This is a genomic window from Bradyrhizobium sp. BTAi1, assembly GCF_000015165.1.
Classification (GTDB): Bacteria; Pseudomonadota; Alphaproteobacteria; order Rhizobiales; family Xanthobacteraceae; genus Bradyrhizobium; species Bradyrhizobium denitrificans.
Genome location: NC_009485.1, coordinates 5510186 through 5526172 on the forward strand (window position 1 = coordinate 5510186; position 15987 = coordinate 5526172).

15 protein-coding genes are annotated in these 15987 nt (G+C 65.1%); 4 read left to right on the forward strand and 11 right to left on the reverse strand.

Translation table 11 applies throughout. The features are described 5' to 3' along the window. Positions 1-145: 145 nt before the first annotated feature. The 4 genes from BBTA_RS24695 to BBTA_RS24710 form a co-directional block, all read right to left on the reverse strand. The gene (locus tag BBTA_RS24695) at positions 146-1357 is read right to left on the reverse strand and encodes a rhomboid family intramembrane serine protease (RefSeq protein WP_083780702.1); all 1212 of its coding nucleotides are present in this window, start codon (positions 1355-1357) and stop codon (positions 146-148) included. Positions 1358-1551: 194 nt separating this feature from the next. After that, positions 1552-3612 carry an acyltransferase family protein gene (locus BBTA_RS24700; RefSeq protein ID WP_305727950.1) on the reverse strand — a complete coding sequence of 687 codons (2061 nt, stop codon included), beginning with the start codon at positions 3610-3612 and terminating at the stop codon, positions 1552-1554. 168 nt (positions 3613-3780) lie between these two features. Next, the gene (locus BBTA_RS24705; protein ID WP_012045233.1) at positions 3781-4356 is read right to left on the reverse strand and encodes a cupin domain-containing protein; all 576 of its coding nucleotides are present in this window, start codon (positions 4354-4356) and stop codon (positions 3781-3783) included. A gap of 209 nt (positions 4357-4565) precedes the next feature. Beyond that, positions 4566-4850, reverse strand: a complete 285-nt coding sequence (locus BBTA_RS24710; protein WP_012045234.1) for an usg protein — start codon at positions 4848-4850, stop codon at positions 4566-4568. 379 nt (positions 4851-5229) lie between these two features. Here BBTA_RS24710 and groES point away from each other — a divergent pair, with 379 nt between their 5' ends. Beyond that, positions 5230-5544 carry a co-chaperone GroES gene (gene groES, locus BBTA_RS24715; RefSeq protein WP_008966485.1) on the forward strand — a complete coding sequence of 105 codons (315 nt, stop codon included), beginning with the start codon at positions 5230-5232 and terminating at the stop codon, positions 5542-5544. 163 nt (positions 5545-5707) lie between these two features. Further along, the gene (groL, locus tag BBTA_RS24720) at positions 5708-7348 is read left to right on the forward strand and encodes a chaperonin GroEL (protein WP_012045235.1); all 1641 of its coding nucleotides are present in this window, start codon (positions 5708-5710) and stop codon (positions 7346-7348) included. A gap of 293 nt (positions 7349-7641) precedes the next feature. Here groL and BBTA_RS24730 read toward each other — a convergent pair whose 3' ends face one another. Continuing rightward, on the reverse strand, positions 7642-8481 hold the full coding sequence (locus BBTA_RS24730; RefSeq protein ID WP_012045236.1) for a LysR family transcriptional regulator: 840 nt from the start codon (positions 8479-8481) through the stop codon (positions 7642-7644). Positions 8482-8605: 124 nt separating this feature from the next. On the opposite strand from BBTA_RS24730, the gene BBTA_RS24735 reads away from it, so the two are divergent. After that, positions 8606-9202 (forward strand): cysteine hydrolase family protein, encoded by a 597-nt coding sequence (locus BBTA_RS24735; protein ID WP_012045237.1) that lies wholly within the window; start codon positions 8606-8608, stop codon positions 9200-9202. A 191-nt stretch (positions 9203-9393) separates the two neighbouring features. Here BBTA_RS24735 and BBTA_RS24740 read toward each other — a convergent pair whose 3' ends face one another. The 6 genes from BBTA_RS24740 to BBTA_RS24760 all read right to left on the reverse strand — a co-directional run bounded on the left by BBTA_RS24740 (position 9394) and on the right by BBTA_RS24760 (position 14680). Continuing rightward, on the reverse strand, positions 9394-9975 hold the full coding sequence (locus tag BBTA_RS24740; RefSeq protein WP_012045238.1) for a 2OG-Fe(II) oxygenase: 582 nt from the start codon (positions 9973-9975) through the stop codon (positions 9394-9396). A gap of 165 nt (positions 9976-10140) precedes the next feature. Next, a complete protein-coding gene (locus BBTA_RS24745; protein WP_012045239.1) occupies positions 10141-11481 on the reverse strand; it encodes an RtcB family protein in 1341 nt (446 codons plus the stop codon). A 194-nt stretch (positions 11482-11675) separates the two neighbouring features. Next, on the reverse strand, positions 11676-11807 hold the full coding sequence (locus BBTA_RS41665; RefSeq protein ID WP_256374668.1) for a hypothetical protein: 132 nt from the start codon (positions 11805-11807) through the stop codon (positions 11676-11678). 395 nt (positions 11808-12202) lie between these two features. Further along, on the reverse strand, positions 12203-12739 hold the full coding sequence (locus BBTA_RS24750; RefSeq protein ID WP_012045240.1) for an HNH endonuclease: 537 nt from the start codon (positions 12737-12739) through the stop codon (positions 12203-12205). A 70-nt stretch (positions 12740-12809) separates the two neighbouring features. Further along, on the reverse strand, positions 12810-12998 hold the full coding sequence (locus BBTA_RS24755; RefSeq protein ID WP_041750873.1) for a hypothetical protein: 189 nt from the start codon (positions 12996-12998) through the stop codon (positions 12810-12812). Between the two features lie 467 nt (positions 12999-13465). Beyond that, on the reverse strand, positions 13466-14680 hold the full coding sequence (locus BBTA_RS24760) for a DUF2778 domain-containing protein (RefSeq protein WP_012045241.1): 1215 nt from the start codon (positions 14678-14680) through the stop codon (positions 13466-13468). Positions 14681-15180: 500 nt separating this feature from the next. Here BBTA_RS24760 and BBTA_RS24765 point away from each other — a divergent pair, with 500 nt between their 5' ends. Continuing rightward, a complete protein-coding gene (locus BBTA_RS24765) occupies positions 15181-15981 on the forward strand; it encodes an FkbM family methyltransferase (protein WP_012045242.1) in 801 nt (266 codons plus the stop codon). Positions 15982-15987: the final 6 nt, after the last annotated feature.

Here is a 15987-nt window from a genome sequence, read left to right on the forward strand (position 1 = left end):
GGCATCAGCGACAAACAAGGTTGCTCCGGATCACCATGCGCTTCCACGAAAACGCATCCACATCTTATCTCGTTGTTGGAGCATGATCGTTTCGGAAGACCGGCTCCCAATTTTGCGGATCATGCTCGAAAGCTCCACGGTCCGGTCAAGCGCACAGCTTGGTTTTCTTCAGGATCCGACGCATGTCGCCGAGCTGGGCACGGCACGACTCCGCTGCCAGAGCCTTCGCCTCCTTGTCCCGTCCCTGCGCGTACAGTGCCAGGGCCATCAGGGCCGACGCCCCGGAACGCACCGGCCCGCCCGCCACATCCGACGCCGAGAGCGATATCGCGGCGCGCGCTGCCGTCTCGGCGGATGCGAAGCTGCCTTTGTCCATGAAGTAGATCGCACGGAACAAATGACTTCGCGGATCCTTCGGATAGCGGGTGACGAGATCGAGAGACCGCCTGGTGATCTCGCTGCCATTCGCCGGCAGCTCCGACGCGCGGATGTAATTCTGGGCATCGGCCATATAGAACGAATAATGCGCAGCGGCGAAACCGGCGCACACGAGACAGACAGCGCATCCGGCGAGCAGGGTCATGCTGCAGCGCCGCGGCAGGCTGTCATAGGACCAGAAGACGAGCCACGGCATGACGGCAAGCGCGCCGCCGGCCAGCGCCCCACCCGCATGGGCAAAATAGTCGACATTGCCGGAGGCGCCAAAGGCCAACGGCAGCAAGGCAGGAACGCCGAAGAACAGCGACGTCTTCAGTCTCGACATCGTCTGATCGGCGTCCGCTTCGGGATCGAAGCTCGCGACGAACAGCGCGGCGATGAGCCCGGTAATGGCGCCGGACGCGCCGACGCTGACGATGCCGGGAGCATTGCCCGAGAGCGAGCCCACCGTCCCGGCCAGCGCGCTGGCCACAAAGATCAGCGAAAACCAGCCCCGGCCGATCAGCGACTCCAGCCTGACGCCGACGATGAACAGCGCGACGCAATTGCCGATCAGGTGCCCCTCGCTGCCATGCAGAAGCGGCGCAAGGCCGATCCGCCACCACTCTCCCCGTCCAACGATCAAGTCGTAGCTGGATGCGCCATACGCAATCAGCGAGCGGACATCGAGCGAACCGTCCGGCGCAACGTCGATCGCCAGACGGCGTTGCAGCGCGAAGATCAGGAGCAGAACGACAATCAGGCTGATGGTGACGAAAGGAATATCGGCCAGAAGCTTGTTGCCGCGAAACAGCGTTTCCTCATCGGACGCATCGCGATCGGTCACGGCGGCTGGAGCAATCGGCGCGGCGACGGGCTGAAACGCGGCTCTTGGGGGCGATGCCACGACACCGCGTCGGCCAAACGTGTTCGTCGCCATGAAAGCTTCCCCGCATTCTGACAGGATTGACCTAGCGCGGAATACTTTCGCAAAATTGGTGTCGTGCCCTGTGACAGCGGTTGAAATTATCCGATTGGTAACCGCCCGGTTGCGCGGATATCGTGCTTTGTCGCGATCGATGCGTGACACTCGAGCACGATGGCCCCAGCGCCAACGATGTGTTCGCCTTCCAATCAATCGTCTCGGGTTCCGCTATCACCTGCCTGATCGGAGCGCTCGCGGGCCTGCTCACGTGAGCTGAAGTCGGTCGTGTCAGGCAACAGGCGTGGCGCCACCGCAGCCATCACATGCTCCGAGCCCTCGGCCGTCAGATGCGCATGGTCGAAGGACAGCGGGACGTTGCTGGCCGTAAGCGGACAGCGCCGGTCCTCGCAGATGGCTGACAGGATCGACACGTAGGATAGTCCCTCTCGCGGCGGCAATGCCGCCTGCATCGCCGCGTCCAGCGCGAAGATGTCCGAGCGGACGAACGCCGCGGACTCCGGTGTCACGCCGCGCAGCGTGGCGCGCGCCAGCATCGATGGCAGCCGCGCCCGGAACTGCACGGAAGGACCGAACAGAACCACCGGAATGCCAGCTTCGCGCAGACGCCCGATGGTTCGCCGGAGGTCCCGCACCATACCCGCGAAGCGCGGCGGCCGGGCATTCTCGAGCCAATCCGCCGACATCACGACCAGGTCAGGTCGTGCCTGCGCGAAATATTCGCCCATCTGAACCGCGAACGCCCGGCACACGCCGACGCCCTGAGTCTCGGCGCTGAAGGTCGGCATGCAGGTGGGCTGGCTCGCCTGCATGATATGGACCGTCTTCGGATCAAGGTGAGCTCTGAGGCCGTGAAAATAATGCGCAGCGAAGCTGTCGCCCCACAGCAGTATGTTGGTCTTGCCCGAGACAGGACGCAGGCAGTCCTCGGCGACCCGCCCATCCGGCGTCGTGAAGCACGCGCCATAGCGATAGACCGGCTTCATGTCGTAGCTGTTATAGGCATCGAAGCGCTGCGCGGCGCGGTCGGCCTCAGACACCGCACCACTACCCAGCAGCCCCACGCCGCTGCCCGCCAGCAGCAGCAGGCTCGCCAGCGCCGCAAGGCTGAAGGCGGCGCGCGGCGTGGCTCCGAGCTGACGAGTCCGGAACGGCTGCTCGACATAGCGCCAGGACAGCGTGGCCACGGCCACCGTCAGCACGAACAGGCCCGCCCGCTCCCAGCCGTCGAGCGCGAGGCCGGGCTTGGCGAAGCGCGCGAACGCAAACAGCGGCCAGTGCCAGAGATACAGCGAGTAAGAGATGCGGCCGACGAACGCCGCCCATTTGAGCGGTGACATCCGGTGGCGCGGCACGTTGGCCACGCCAGTCCCACTCCACAGAAACAGCGCCGCGCCGAGACAGGGCGCGAGTGCGTTGAGGCCGGGAGAGCCTGGCCCGGGACGCAACGCCAGAATCGGGATCGCCATCAGGATGAGCGACAGCCCGCGCGCCGCGCGCTGCACCACGCCTGGCGGTGGCGCAGGAAGGCGCGACACGGCCAGCAGGCTGCCGAGCAGGAATTCCCACGCCCGCGGCGGGCTGAGAAAGAAAGCGCTCGCAAATGCGCCGTTACGCAACAAGAGCAAGCCGAGCGCAAACGACCCCGCGGCGAACAGCGCCAGGACCCCAGGCAGCACCAGCCTGCGCCCCTGCGCCAGCAGCCGCACCCCCCAGACGACGACCGGAAGCACCAGATAGAACTGCTCCTCGACCGCGAGCGACCAGGTGTGCAGCAGCGGCTTCTCGACCGCCGCATGGTCGAAATAGCCGGACCGCAGCCAGAAGAAGACGTTCGAGGTGAAGGTGACGACGGCGGCGGCAGACTCGAAGAACTCGGCGCGTTCGGAGCTGAGCAGCTCGTGCGACGCCGGAATCGCAGCACATGCGACCATCACATAGAGGGCGGGCAGCAGCCGCCGTGCGCGGCGCTCGTAGAAGCGGGCGAACGAGAATTGGCCGCTTACGATCTCGGCCGAAATGATTCCCGTGATCAGATAGCCGGAGATGACGAAGAAGATGTCGACGCCGACGAAGCCGCCGAAGATCGCCGGCGCCTCGAAATGGAAGCCGACCACGGCGAGCACCGCGATCGCGCGCAGCCAGTCGATATCCTCACGGTGGCCCAGCCCCGTGCTGGCGCCCGCGACGCGGGCGGGGCCCGGCCGGCCGGCCGCCGAGCTGAAAATCGCAGCCTGACGAAATCTGGACACAAGCGGCGGCAACGGAATGGACATGCCCCGGACAAGCCCACAGGCGAATGCGGCATGCGCACACATCTGCCCTGAGCCCATCCCGCCCGGTCGAGCGGGACGTCAACACACGTGCGATGCGACCGCCGTCCATCGCGCGCGAATTGTTTCCATCCGTTTCTGTCGGCTTTACGTCGTAAGTTCGACCGTTTTGAAGTCGGCCGGCAGGATAACCTCCAGCAGCTCAACGTCGTCGGAATAATCGAGGATCATGTGCCGGATCTTCGGCGGCTGCGTCCAGCAGCTGCCCTCCTTCATCAGCGTCTCGCCAACGCCTTCAAGATAGCTCTTCACCCATCCCTTGAGCACGTAGACCATCTGGAAGTCGACGGCATGGGTGTGCAGCTTCGAGACCTCCTGCGGGTTGCACGGCGGCAGCATGCGGATGACATGCGCCCGCGCCAGGCCATGGGTGGCCGCCGCAATGCCGAGATCGCGGTAATGCGCATAGGCGCGCAGGCCGTCGGCCTTGAAGTCCGCCTCGTTGAGATGGCTGATCGCGACCTTCTGCTTCGGCCGCCGCGGTGCCGGCGCCGGCCGTCCCTGGCTGGCAAGCGCCTTGCGCGCCGACGACGCCGCCCGGCCCGGCTTCGCGAGCGTCTTGGCTGCGGCTTTTGCAGTCGGCTTGGTCTTTGCGGTCTTGCGCGGCGCGGCCTTCGCGGCGGCGCGTGATGCTGACTTGGTGGTCCGGCTCTTCTTGGCCATGGCGCTCCCCTGCGTTCCTCGCTCTGAGGCTATCACAGTTGGAAGAACTCCGCAGGAGCTCCGCAAGAGGTCGTCATTCCGGGGCGGCGCGCAGCGACGAGCCCGGAATCCATTCCTTCGCACGTGTTGCCGCGCGATGGATTCCGGGCTCGTCGTTGCGCGCGCCCCGGAATGACAACGGCGGTTGTGGCGTCTGATCGGCTGTCAGCTCAATTCAGCCGGAACACGCCGTCGACGGCGCGCAGCTCGGCGGGCTTGATCAGCTTGGAATGCGCCACCGTGACCGAGTACAGCGGGCCCTCGATCTTCTCCTGCCAGAACGCCAGGAAATCCTGCAGCGCCGGAAATTTCGGAAACAGGTCGTAGTTCTGCCAGACATAGGTCTGCAACAGCGAGCGATGGTCCGGCATCCGATACAGGATCTGCGCGGTCGTCAGCCCGTAACCCAAGACCTGTTTCCGAAAGTCCTCGGAAACCTCAACCCTCGACACCATGCCAACCTCCGTTTCTGGAGCGCATGTCCGTGTGGCCAACCGGGATGGAGCCACCCGGCAAAGATGCGCTCACTGCTTCGAAATGTGACGCATGTTCTCAATCCATCTCAAGCTTAAATGTTTAACGGCATGTTGAAAAATGCTGCATTAGCAGCGACTTAGCCCGGGTGCTAATACGGGGTTTCACGATCTGTTCCGGCCCTGTTAACGCTATCGGAACGCTTTGGCAGAGCGCGCAGTTGACTGCTAATTTTTCTGCTACACACCCTTGCCCGGCCCCCAACTCTCCCCTAAATCCAGCCGGCGTGCTGGCACTCGCCGGCAGCGACTGCCAAAATTCCAGAAACTGACAATCGCCTCAATAGCTTAGGAGGACTGTATGGCTTTCCGTCCGCTTCACGACCGCGTCGTGGTCAAGCGCATCGACGCCGAAGAGAAGACCGCTGGCGGCATCATCATCCCCGACTCGGCCAAGGAAAAGCCCTCGCAGGGCGAAGTGATCGCGGTGGGCCCGGGCGCCCGCGACGAGAGCGGCAAGCTGGTCCCGCTCGACGTCCAGGTCGGTGATCGCGTGCTGTTCGGCAAGTGGTCGGGCACCGAGGTCAAGATCGACGGCCAGGAGCTGCTCATCATGAAGGAAAGCGACATCATGGGCGTGCTCACCGACACCGCGTCGAAGAAGAAGGCCGCCTAAGCGCTGTTGCCCCTCATCCTGAGGAGCCGGCGCAGCCGGCGTCTCGAAGGATGAGGCCTCGACCACCTCCCCATCTCGTCCTTCGAGACGCCTGCCCAAGGTTCAATCGACCATGGCAGGCTCCTCAGGACGAGGAGCAAAGTTCAACCCAGGGAAACCCAATATGTCAGCGAAAGACGTAAAGTTCGGCGTCGAAGCCCGCGACCGCATGCTGCGCGGCGTGGACATTCTCGCCAATGCCGTGAAGGTCACGCTCGGTCCGAAGGGCCGCAACGTCGTCCTCGACAAGTCGTTCGGCGCGCCGCGCATCACCAAGGACGGCGTCACCGTCGCCAAGGAGATCGAGCTCGACGACAAGTTCGAGAACATGGGCGCACAGATGGTGCGCGAGGTCGCCTCGAAGTCCGCTGACGCGGCCGGCGACGGCACCACCACCGCGACCGTGCTGGCCCAGGCCATCGTCCGCGAGGGCGCCAAGGCCGTTGCCGCCGGCATGAACCCGATGGATCTGAAGCGCGGCATCGACCTCGCGGTCGAGGCGGTCGTGGCCGACCTCGTCAAGAACTCGAAGAAGGTCACGTCGAACGACGAGATCGCCCAGGTCGGCACCATCTCCGCCAACGGCGACTCCGAGATCGGCAAGTTCCTCGCCGACGCCATGAAGAAGGTCGGCAATGAGGGCGTGATCACGGTCGAGGAAGCCAAGTCGCTCGAGACCGAGCTCGACGTCGTCGAGGGCATGCAGTTCGATCGCGGCTACATCTCGCCCTACTTCGTCACCAACGCCGACAAGATGCGCGTTGAGATGGACGACGCCTACATCCTCATCAACGAAAAGAAGCTGTCGTCGCTGAACGAACTGCTGCCGCTGCTCGAGGCCGTGGTGCAGACCGGCAAGCCGCTGGTGATCGTCGCTGAGGACGTCGAGGGCGAGGCTCTGGCCACGCTCGTCGTCAACCGCCTGCGTGGCGGCCTGAAGGTCGCGGCCGTCAAGGCTCCGGGCTTCGGCGATCGCCGCAAGGCCATGCTGCAGGACATCGCGATCCTGACCGGCGGCCAGGCGATCTCGGAAGACCTCGGCATCAAGCTCGAGAACGTCAACCTCTCGATGCTCGGCCGTGCCAAGAAGGTGATGATCGACAAGGAGAACACCACGATCGTCAACGGCGCCGGCAAGAAGGCCGACATCGAGGCGCGCGTGGCCCAGATCAAGGCGCAGATCGAGGAGACCACCTCGGACTACGACCGTGAGAAGCTGCAAGAGCGTCTCGCCAAGCTCGCCGGCGGCGTCGCGGTGATCCGCGTCGGCGGCGCGACCGAGGTCGAGGTCAAGGAGCGCAAGGATCGCGTGGATGACGCGATGCATGCGACCCGCGCGGCTGTCGAGGAAGGCATCCTGCCGGGCGGCGGCGTCGCCCTGCTCCGTGCTTCCGAGCAGCTCAAGGGCCTGCGCACCAAGAACGAGGACCAGAAGACCGGTGTCGAGATCGTCCGCAAGGCGCTCTCCGCTCCGGCCCGCCAGATCGCGATCAACGCGGGCGAGGACGGTTCGGTCATCGTCGGCAAGATCCTCGAGAAGGAGCAGTATGCGTACGGCTTCGACTCGCAGACCGGTGACTACGTGAACATGGTGTCCAAGGGCATCATCGACCCGACCAAGGTCGTGCGCACCGCGATCCAGAACGCCGCCTCCGTGGCGAGCCTCTTGATCACCACCGAGGCGATGGTCGCCGAGCTGCCGAAGAAGAACGCTGGCGGCCCCGCGATGCCTCCGGGCGGCGGCATGGGCGGCATGGACTTCTAAGGTCTGTTCCTCTCTGAGACAGGAAGGGCGTAGCGCAAGCTGCGCCCTTTTTCTTTGCCTGCCGAATCACCGAGATCATGCGCGGCACCCGCGATGTCACGCGGCCGATACCGCCATCCGGCCCGGCCGCTATTTCGGCGACGACCCGCGCTTCTGGATGAACCTGCAGACCGCCCACGACCTCTCGAAGGCGGAGCAGACCCAGAACTACAAGAAGATCGTGCCACGCGACGCCGCCTGACACGCCGCGCACCGCGACCGACGTCGCCGTCGCCGTCGACCTTGAGCAGGCCTCAATCCCGCGCCTGATACGCTGCAAGACACTCGCGCAGCCAGCCAATCACGATCCGCGCCGCCGCATCGCGCTTCAGATGGGTCTGCACCAGCAGCCAGACATCGCGCCGACGCGGCAGCTGTGTCACGCGCAATGATTGATCGGCGAGCAGATCGCGGCAGGCATGTTCAGGCAGCACGGCAGCGGCGTGGCCACTCCGCAGCAGCTCCGACATCACGCGGACATTGTCGGTGACGCAGCGGGCCGCAGCGAACAGCCCGCGCTGTTTCAGGACCTGCTGCTCCGGGATGCCGTCGAGATCGTCCGGATAGGCGCAGACGAAGCTCGGCGCGGCGCCGGCAGGCTCGATCAGAAAGAGCGCGATGGTGCCGAGCCGGGTGATGGTGAAATCGCCCTTCTCCGGCTTGCGCAGCCGGATCGCGAAATCCGCCTGCCAGCGCGAGAAGCTGACATTCTGGCTGGCGGTCAGAAGATGCAGCAGCAGACCGGGATGAGCCGCGAGCAGCGATGCCAGGCGCGGCGCCAGCACGTTCTCTGCAACCGCTGCGGTCGTGGCAATCCGGAACCGGCCGCTCGGTCCCGACTGATCCGCCGCACTCCGCGCGATCGCCGCGGCATGACCGGCCATCGCATCGACATGCGCCAGCACCGTTGTGCAGGCCGCGGTTGGGCGCCGTGCGCCATCCACGGCTTCGAACAGGCGCACGCCGAGCGCGGCCTCGATGCGTGACAGCCGTCGCCCGACCGTCGTCTCGTCGATGCGCAGCCGGCCGCCGGCGCCAGCATAACTGCCGGCGTCGCGCACCGCCGCGATGATGCGCAGATCGTCCCAGTTCATCCAGGAGCCGTAACACGCCTTGCGGCCTACCTGCAAATCCGCAGCCATCGGCTGCATGATCCTGCGTTGCTGCAGGCGCGCCCCGGCCTAGGATGATGCCAACCGCTCCCCGGAGACGATATCCATGACCGCCCCCAAGACCCTGCTCGAGCTCGCCGGCGCCGACCTCAGCCTGCCGTCCCTCGCCGAGTCCTGCCTCGTGCTGATCGATATCCAGAACGAGTACCGCGACGGGCCGCTCGCCCTGCCCGGCGCCGAGCCCGCGATCGCCTGCGCGGCGCGGCTGCTGGCCCGCGCAAGGGCGGCCGGCGCGCAGGTGTTTCATATCGCCCATCAGGGCCGCGAGGGCGGCCTGTTCGACCGCACCGCCCCGCGCGGCGCGATCGTCGATGCGCTGGCGCCGCGCGCCGACGAGCCGGTCATCGAGAAGACGCTGCCGAATGCGTTTGCCGGCACTGATCTGTCGGCGCGGCTGTCCGCCTCGGGCCGCAAGAACCTGCTGCTCGCCGGTTTCATGACGCATATGTGCGTGTCGTCGACCGCGCGCGCCGCACTCGATCTCGGCTACCGCGTCACCATCGACGCCGACAGCTGCGCGACGCGGGATCTGCCCGACGGCCGCGGCGGCATGCTTGCGGCCGCCCTGGTGCACGACGTCGCGCTGGCCGAGCTGTCCGACCGCTTTGCCATCATCGCCCGCGACAGCACGGCCCTGGCGTAGCGCTGCATTGGCATTGTCGAAGGAGCCTTGCTGACGCAGTCCGGCGTCTCGTTGCTTCCTCCAGGGCGCGTCGTCTTCATCGGCTCGGCCTGTTTACGCTTCAACCTATGCGGCCCATCCCATGGGCTGCCGCAGGCGGCGACCGCGTTCATGCGCCGTCCGCGGCTGCTCATGTATCCGATGGCGTCTTCCTACTTTATCCGCCGATACATCACGTCGGTCCGCAGGACGTATTTGCGTCCCCGTGTGACCCGATCGCCACGATGCATGATGGGGTGATGGAACAGCAGCGCCATCCCCTTCTCCGGTGTCACCCGCAGCGGACCATCCGGCATCAGGCCGGTGTCGTCGCAGAACGACGTCGCGCCGCCTTCGAAATCGTCGTTGAGATAGATCAGGAAGGTGAACTGGCTGCGCTCGCCATTGTCGCGCGCGAAATGACCGTCGCGGTGCCAGTCGAACTTCTGTCCGACATCGTAGCGATACAGCCGCAGCCGTTCGTTCAACCCGACCGGCTGCCAGCGGTGCTGGAAGGACGGTGCGAGGTGGCCGGCGAGCCGCTGATACAGCGCCTGCGTACGGTCGCGATCGTCGACCATGACCCGCTCGTTGTTGCGCACGTCCTTCGCCATGATCATGCCCATGGAGGTCGAGATCGGCGCGTCCTTGAAGCCGATGGCCTCGCCCCAGCTTACATAGTCGTCGCACTCTGCCGCCGAGAGGAAATTCGCAATCGTCTCGATGTTCTCGACGCGCCAGGTCAGCTCGGTCATGATCGTATCCTCTTCACAACACATCGTAGTTGCGTAGCCCGGATGAGCCTCCGCTTGCGCGCTTCAGGGCGCAGGCGGAGGCGACATCCGGGGTCTCACGCGCCGCGTCGGTGAAGCCGCATGTCGCTTGCGCTCATGCGGGCTACGCGGGCTACTTGGATCCATTCAATCCTTGAACGGATCGAACTCGCCCTCGCCGGCCATCACCACGGCGAACGGCTGCAGCGTGTGCACGACCTTCACCGAGCCGGCGTGCTCGGCCAGCACCTCGGGCAGACGGCGATAGGCCATCGGGCTCTCGTCGAGGTCGGCGCCGATCAGGGTGACGCCGCGGCTCTGCAGCCATTCGTCCATCTCCACACGCGTGAAGCGGCGCTTCGCCTCGCGCCGTCCGAACAGACGGCCAGCACCGTGCACCGTCGAGTACAGCGAGGCTTTCGCCTCCTCCGACTCGACGCCCTCGATGATGACCGCGTCGTCGCCCATCGAGCCGCCGACGAAGCCGCGCTGGCCCGGAAAGGCCGGCGTGGCGCCCTTGCGCACCACCCACAGATCACGCCCGTCGTGGGTCTCACGCCAGGCGTAGTTATGGTGGTTGTGCACGCTGTCGGTGACCGCGCCGCCGATGATCTGGCGCACGCGCTCCACCACCCACTCGCGGCCCGCATAGGCATAGCGCCCGGCGAGCTGCATTGCGGCGATGTAGCGCTGCCCGATCTCCGACTCCTCGTCGACGACGGCGGGCGGCACGTTCATGCCGTCCTTGCCGCCGGCGGCCTTGAGGTAGCGCGTCGCCGAAGTGTGGCCGAGGCCACGGCTGCCGAAATGCACGCCGACCCAGACGAAGCCTTTCTCGTCGCGCATCAGATCGACATAGTGGTTGCCCGAGCCGACCGTTCCGAGCTGCGCCACCGCCTTCTGCCGGTAGGCGTCCATGTCGGACTCCCGCCAGGCATCGGCATCGTCGAACAGCTCGTGCTCGACACGCTCAGCATTCTTGCGGCCAACGCCGAACGAGATCACCTTCGACACGTCCTTGATGATCGTGCCGACCTTGTCCTCGATCGCGGTGAACTGCGTGTCGAGCCGCACCGCCATGTTGCCGCAGCCGATGTCGAAGCCGACGCCGGAGATGCTGATCTGCTTCTCATAGGCGATCACGCCGCCGACCGGCTGGGCGTAGCCGAGGTGACCGTCGGCACAGATCACGCCGGCGACAGCATTGCCGACGCTCATGCAGTTCTTCATCTGCGCGATGGTTGCCTCCTCGTGGCTCCCGAACACCTTCAGCGGGCTGTTCTGATACTGCGCCGCCTGCGGCCGGCTCGCGACCGTATCGGCCAGCGCCTTGGCCTCGCGCGCGAGCTGCTCCTTGCGCGCGGCGTCGCGGAACGTGCACCACAACGGCATCGCGCGCTGCCCGGGCCGCTCGATCCGCGCATCCGGATCGAGCCCGGCCTCGATGGCCAGCTCTCGCGCACGGTCTTTGTAGGGATCGGCTCGCATCGGATCCTCCTCGTCTCGTTCATGCATGACACGACAACGCCAACAGGCGCCGCCGCGATTGACGTCACACGGCCCCGGGGCCGGATGACCAATTATGCAGAGAGATGATTTTGAGGATGCTGTCCCGCGAAGGGAGGTCGTCCAGTGGATCGTCTCTCTGGCCTCGAAGGCAGAGGGACGGACCGCTGCCTCAATTATGCTGCTGGTTGATCGGTGCGTAGCAGCGCGGCGCTTGCGGAGACCGCCGGCACGCGCACGAACAGATCACGGCGGCCGCAATGCGGCAGCGCGATGGTCTGTATCAGTCCTGCGTTCAGGTTCGGCATGGCTCTCTCACTGCGGATGTCCGCTGACGAATATTGGCGCGTGCTCTTACAGGAATTATTGAGTTTGTAAACTGAGACGCGCGTGGCGGACGTTTCATCGTGCCGATGTGGCATCGTCGGCGCACATCACAAGCGATTGTGGTTATGGATTCCGGGGGCAGCCGCGTAGCGGGTTCATCCGAAATAATGAGACCGAATTTACGGCGATGCCAATCCGCTCCATCATCTGACGAATTAGAACCATTCACCATCCACGATCGCGGGATGGCATGCGCCCCGTAGCCCGCATCAGCGCAGCGACATACGGGCTCACACGCGCGCCGCGTGAGACCCCGGATGTCGCCCACACCGCCGCTTTCGGTCGGCGGCGTGGGCTGATCCGGGCTACGCGGCGGTCACCGCTCCAGCTCCGCGTCCCAGTACAGATAGTCCTGCCAGGTGTCGTGCAGGAATCGCGGCGGGAACAGGCGCTGTGCTGCCATCAGCTCGTGCCGCGTCGGCTCGAACGGCGGCCGCCGCGGCTTAAGGTGGCGCCGGTCCTTGCGCGCGTTACAGGGACTGCAGGCGGCAACGATGTTGGTCCACGATGTCTCGCCGCCATCGGCGCGCGGCACCACGTGATCGAACGTCAGCTCGCCATGGAGATAACGGCCGCCGCAATATTGGCACGTGAAGCGATCGCGCAGGAAGACGTTGAAGCGCGTGAACGGCACGCGCATCGCCGGCCTGACATAATCGCGCAGCGCGATCACCGACGGCAGCCGCATCGTGACGCTCGGGCTGCGAACGACGCGATCGTATTCCGCGACGACGACGTGAGATTCGCTGACGACAGCCTTGATCGCGTCTTCCCAGCTGAACACCGAGAGCGGGAAGTAGCTCAGCGGCTGGAAGTCGGCGTTGAGAACGAGAGCTGGATGAGGCACTGACATCGTCGACCTCCTTTGCATTGAACCGTAACGAGATTCGTTGGCGCGCGGATGACGGTCCGGACGCGAGCGATCAGTCGGGCGCCGACGGCGCGCCGGCGGGCCCGACCCGGTTGATGTAGTCGAGATAGATCTGCCGGGCGCGTGCCTCGGTGACGCCGCGGCACGACATCACGATGCGCACGAAGGCTGTCGCCACCGGCGAAGCCAGCAGGCGCGCAATGTCGCAAGTGTCGATGTGTTCGCTGCTTGTCCGGGTCATCGGACCCTCCGCTCGATGGTGCGGAGGGTGAGGTCCCGCCGCTGTTATGCTCTTGTTGGAATCCGGGGTCCCGACCAGGTCAGGACCGTCAACAGACCTTTCGGACCTTGACAGGCGACACGCATGCCCGACCAATCGCCCGACCGATTAAACGGTCGTTCGTTGGTGGCGGCGTTCGCGAGATGTGAGCGTAGGCTCAACACGGTCGTGGTCCTCAAGAGCGCGCCGACAATGTCGGCGGTCATTGCGATGGGGCAGAGCTATGCGCAGATTTCTTTGAAGCCGTCAAGCTGCAGGCGAATCACAACGCCGCCGCGACATCTGTCCGGCGCCGACACTCCCCTCCCCAGCACTGTTCCTGATAAGCGTCGCCGACGCGACTGGCGTCGCGTCAAAGTCCCACACCCCGTCGAGAGCCCGCGCGCTTTGGCCCGTCACGGAATGCCGACCGAAGAACGCGTGTGCGCTCAGTCGATGCGGGCGAGGACGGCGAGCTTGCGGATGCCCTTGTTCTTGTAGGCATCGAGGAAGGCGTAGTAGTCGCGGAACGACACGCAGCCGTTGGAGTCACCGTTCGGTCCGAGCATGAAGGTATGCGCCAGCAGGCCGTTACGGCCATGGATGGCGTCCTCGCCGCCGATCGGGTTCAGCCGCAGCGCCGGCACGCCATGGAACAGCGCCTCGCGCGGCTTGAGCTCATAGATGTGCGGCGGCGTGACGCCGCGCATCTTGATCTTTTCCGAGTGCGGATTGTCGAGGTTATCGCCCAGGCCCGAATGCGCCTCGAGCTTGGTGCCGTCCGGCAGGTACACCGCCTTGGCCGAGATGTCATAGACCGCGGTGCTCAGATCATAAGGCGGACGGCCGCCTCTGGTGGGGTCCTTGGCCATCGTCGCGGTGATGTTGGAATCAGCCGAGGCATAGGCCAGCAGACCGCCATCCTGGGTCTCCGGCTTGCCCCAGAGCTTCTCCTGGATCGAATGCCGCTCGCCGGCGATCGACAGCACCGCGGCCTTCGCGCGCTCGGTCATCGCCCGCAGCGAGAAGCCGTCCTTTGGCCCATTGGCCTCGGCTGCCTGGGCAGGCGTGGCGGCCTGCGGCTGAGCCGTCGGCTTGGCATTGGTGTTGGCGAGCGCCAGCCGCATCGGCGGGCGGGCGTCCTTCTTCGGGGCCTCGGCGACCTTGGCGGGCTCGGCCGGCTTCGTCTCTGCCTGCTTGGTCTCCGCTTGCTTTGTCTCAGCTTGCTTTGTCTCAGCTTGCTTTGTCTCAGGCTGAAGCGGGGCGGCCTCGGCGAACTTCGGCAGCGGCGGCGCGCCAGCGGCTGCATTGGAGGCGACACCCTGTGGCACGGCCGCGCCAAAGCGGTCGTTGAACATCTGCGGAGTGATCGCTGCGACGCTGGTCACCGGCGCCGATTGCGGGAAGGCGGAGAACGCGTCGCTGACGGCATCCGACGCGCTGCGCGTGGCCAGCCGTGGCGCCGGACGCACGACCGGCTCATCCTGCTCGATACTGCCCAAGGTCGGATAGGCATCGGCCGCGATGATCTTGGTGTAGACCGTCACAGCGCAGCCCCCGATCAGGCATGCGATTGCCGCGCCACCGATCAATTTGTGAGAGAACGCTGTCAGGGAGGACTTCCTGCGGTTTCGTGCGGCCAACGCAGCTCGACTGTTACTCATCACTCACGCCCGAACGAAGACTTGACTATTCGGCTCGATGCGTCGCGGGTTACCACTTGCATCTCGCAGAAGCACAGAGCTTCATTAAGGCGACTTTTAGTTAAATGCTGATTAAGTTTTGGCGAATTAGGGGCGAGTTAACCATGAAGGGTTGTTTTGCCGGAAAACAGGGCAGAAACAGGGCAAAACGACCGTGAGCCCCCAGAAAACCGCCCGGACAATTGCGGAGTCGCGGCTGTTTTCTGTCCCAGAGCATTCATCAGAAGCCACCGGTCTCGTTAACCAATGAGCCAGCGCGGCGGACACCAGCGATCGGCTCTCGACAAGCGGCGACAGTCGCGGAGCCATGACGACGACGGCCGCGCGGGGGACCATCCGTAACAATCCGGAGTCCCGGAGCTGCGACCAGCCGCGGCAATATGGTAGTGAACGATTCCCAACAACATTCCGTCGGCAATCGTATTGCGTCCGCCCCTGCCGCGACCATTGAAGAGGCCCTCATGCAGACCGCCGACCGCAAGCTTGCCTTTGTGCTCGCCGCCACCAATCACGGCACCATGATCGTCAACCGGCTCGACTATCGCATGGTCGACGCCAACCGAGGCTACGGCGTCGGCTATCAGATGCTCGAGACCGGCGCCTTCGATCCCGCCGAGATCCAGCTCGCGGTCCGCATGCTCGGCGTGCGTCGTCGTCATTATGGTGATGGCGCGGTCGCGATCGATTGTGGCGCCAATATCGGCGTCCACACCGTCGAATGGGCGAAGGCGATGACCGGCTGGGGATCGGTGCTCTCGATCGAGGCACAGGAGCGCATCTACTACGCGCTCGCCGGCAACATCGCGATCAACAACTGCTTCAACGCGATCGCCATCCACGCGGCAGTGTCCTCGGAGGGCGGCGTGCTCGACATCCCCAGCCCGAACTATCTGACGCCATCGAGCTTCGGCAGCCTCGAGCTCCGCCAACGTCCCAATACCGAATTCATCGGCCAGGCCATCGACTACGCCAACGACACCGTGCAGGTGCGCAGGCTTCCGCTCGACGATTTCAACCTGCCGCGCTGCGACCTGATCAAGCTCGATGTCGAGGGCATGGAGCTCGAGGCACTCGAAGGTGCTGCGGCGACGATCGAGCACTGCGCGCCGATCATGCTGATCGAGAAGATCAAGACCGATGCGGAGGCGCTGCGGCAATGGCTCGATCGCCGCGGCTACAGAATCGTCGACGCCGGCATCAACATGGTCGCGATCCATGGGCAGGACAAGGCGCTGCCCGACATCATTCCGCAGCAGGCTTGAGGCAGG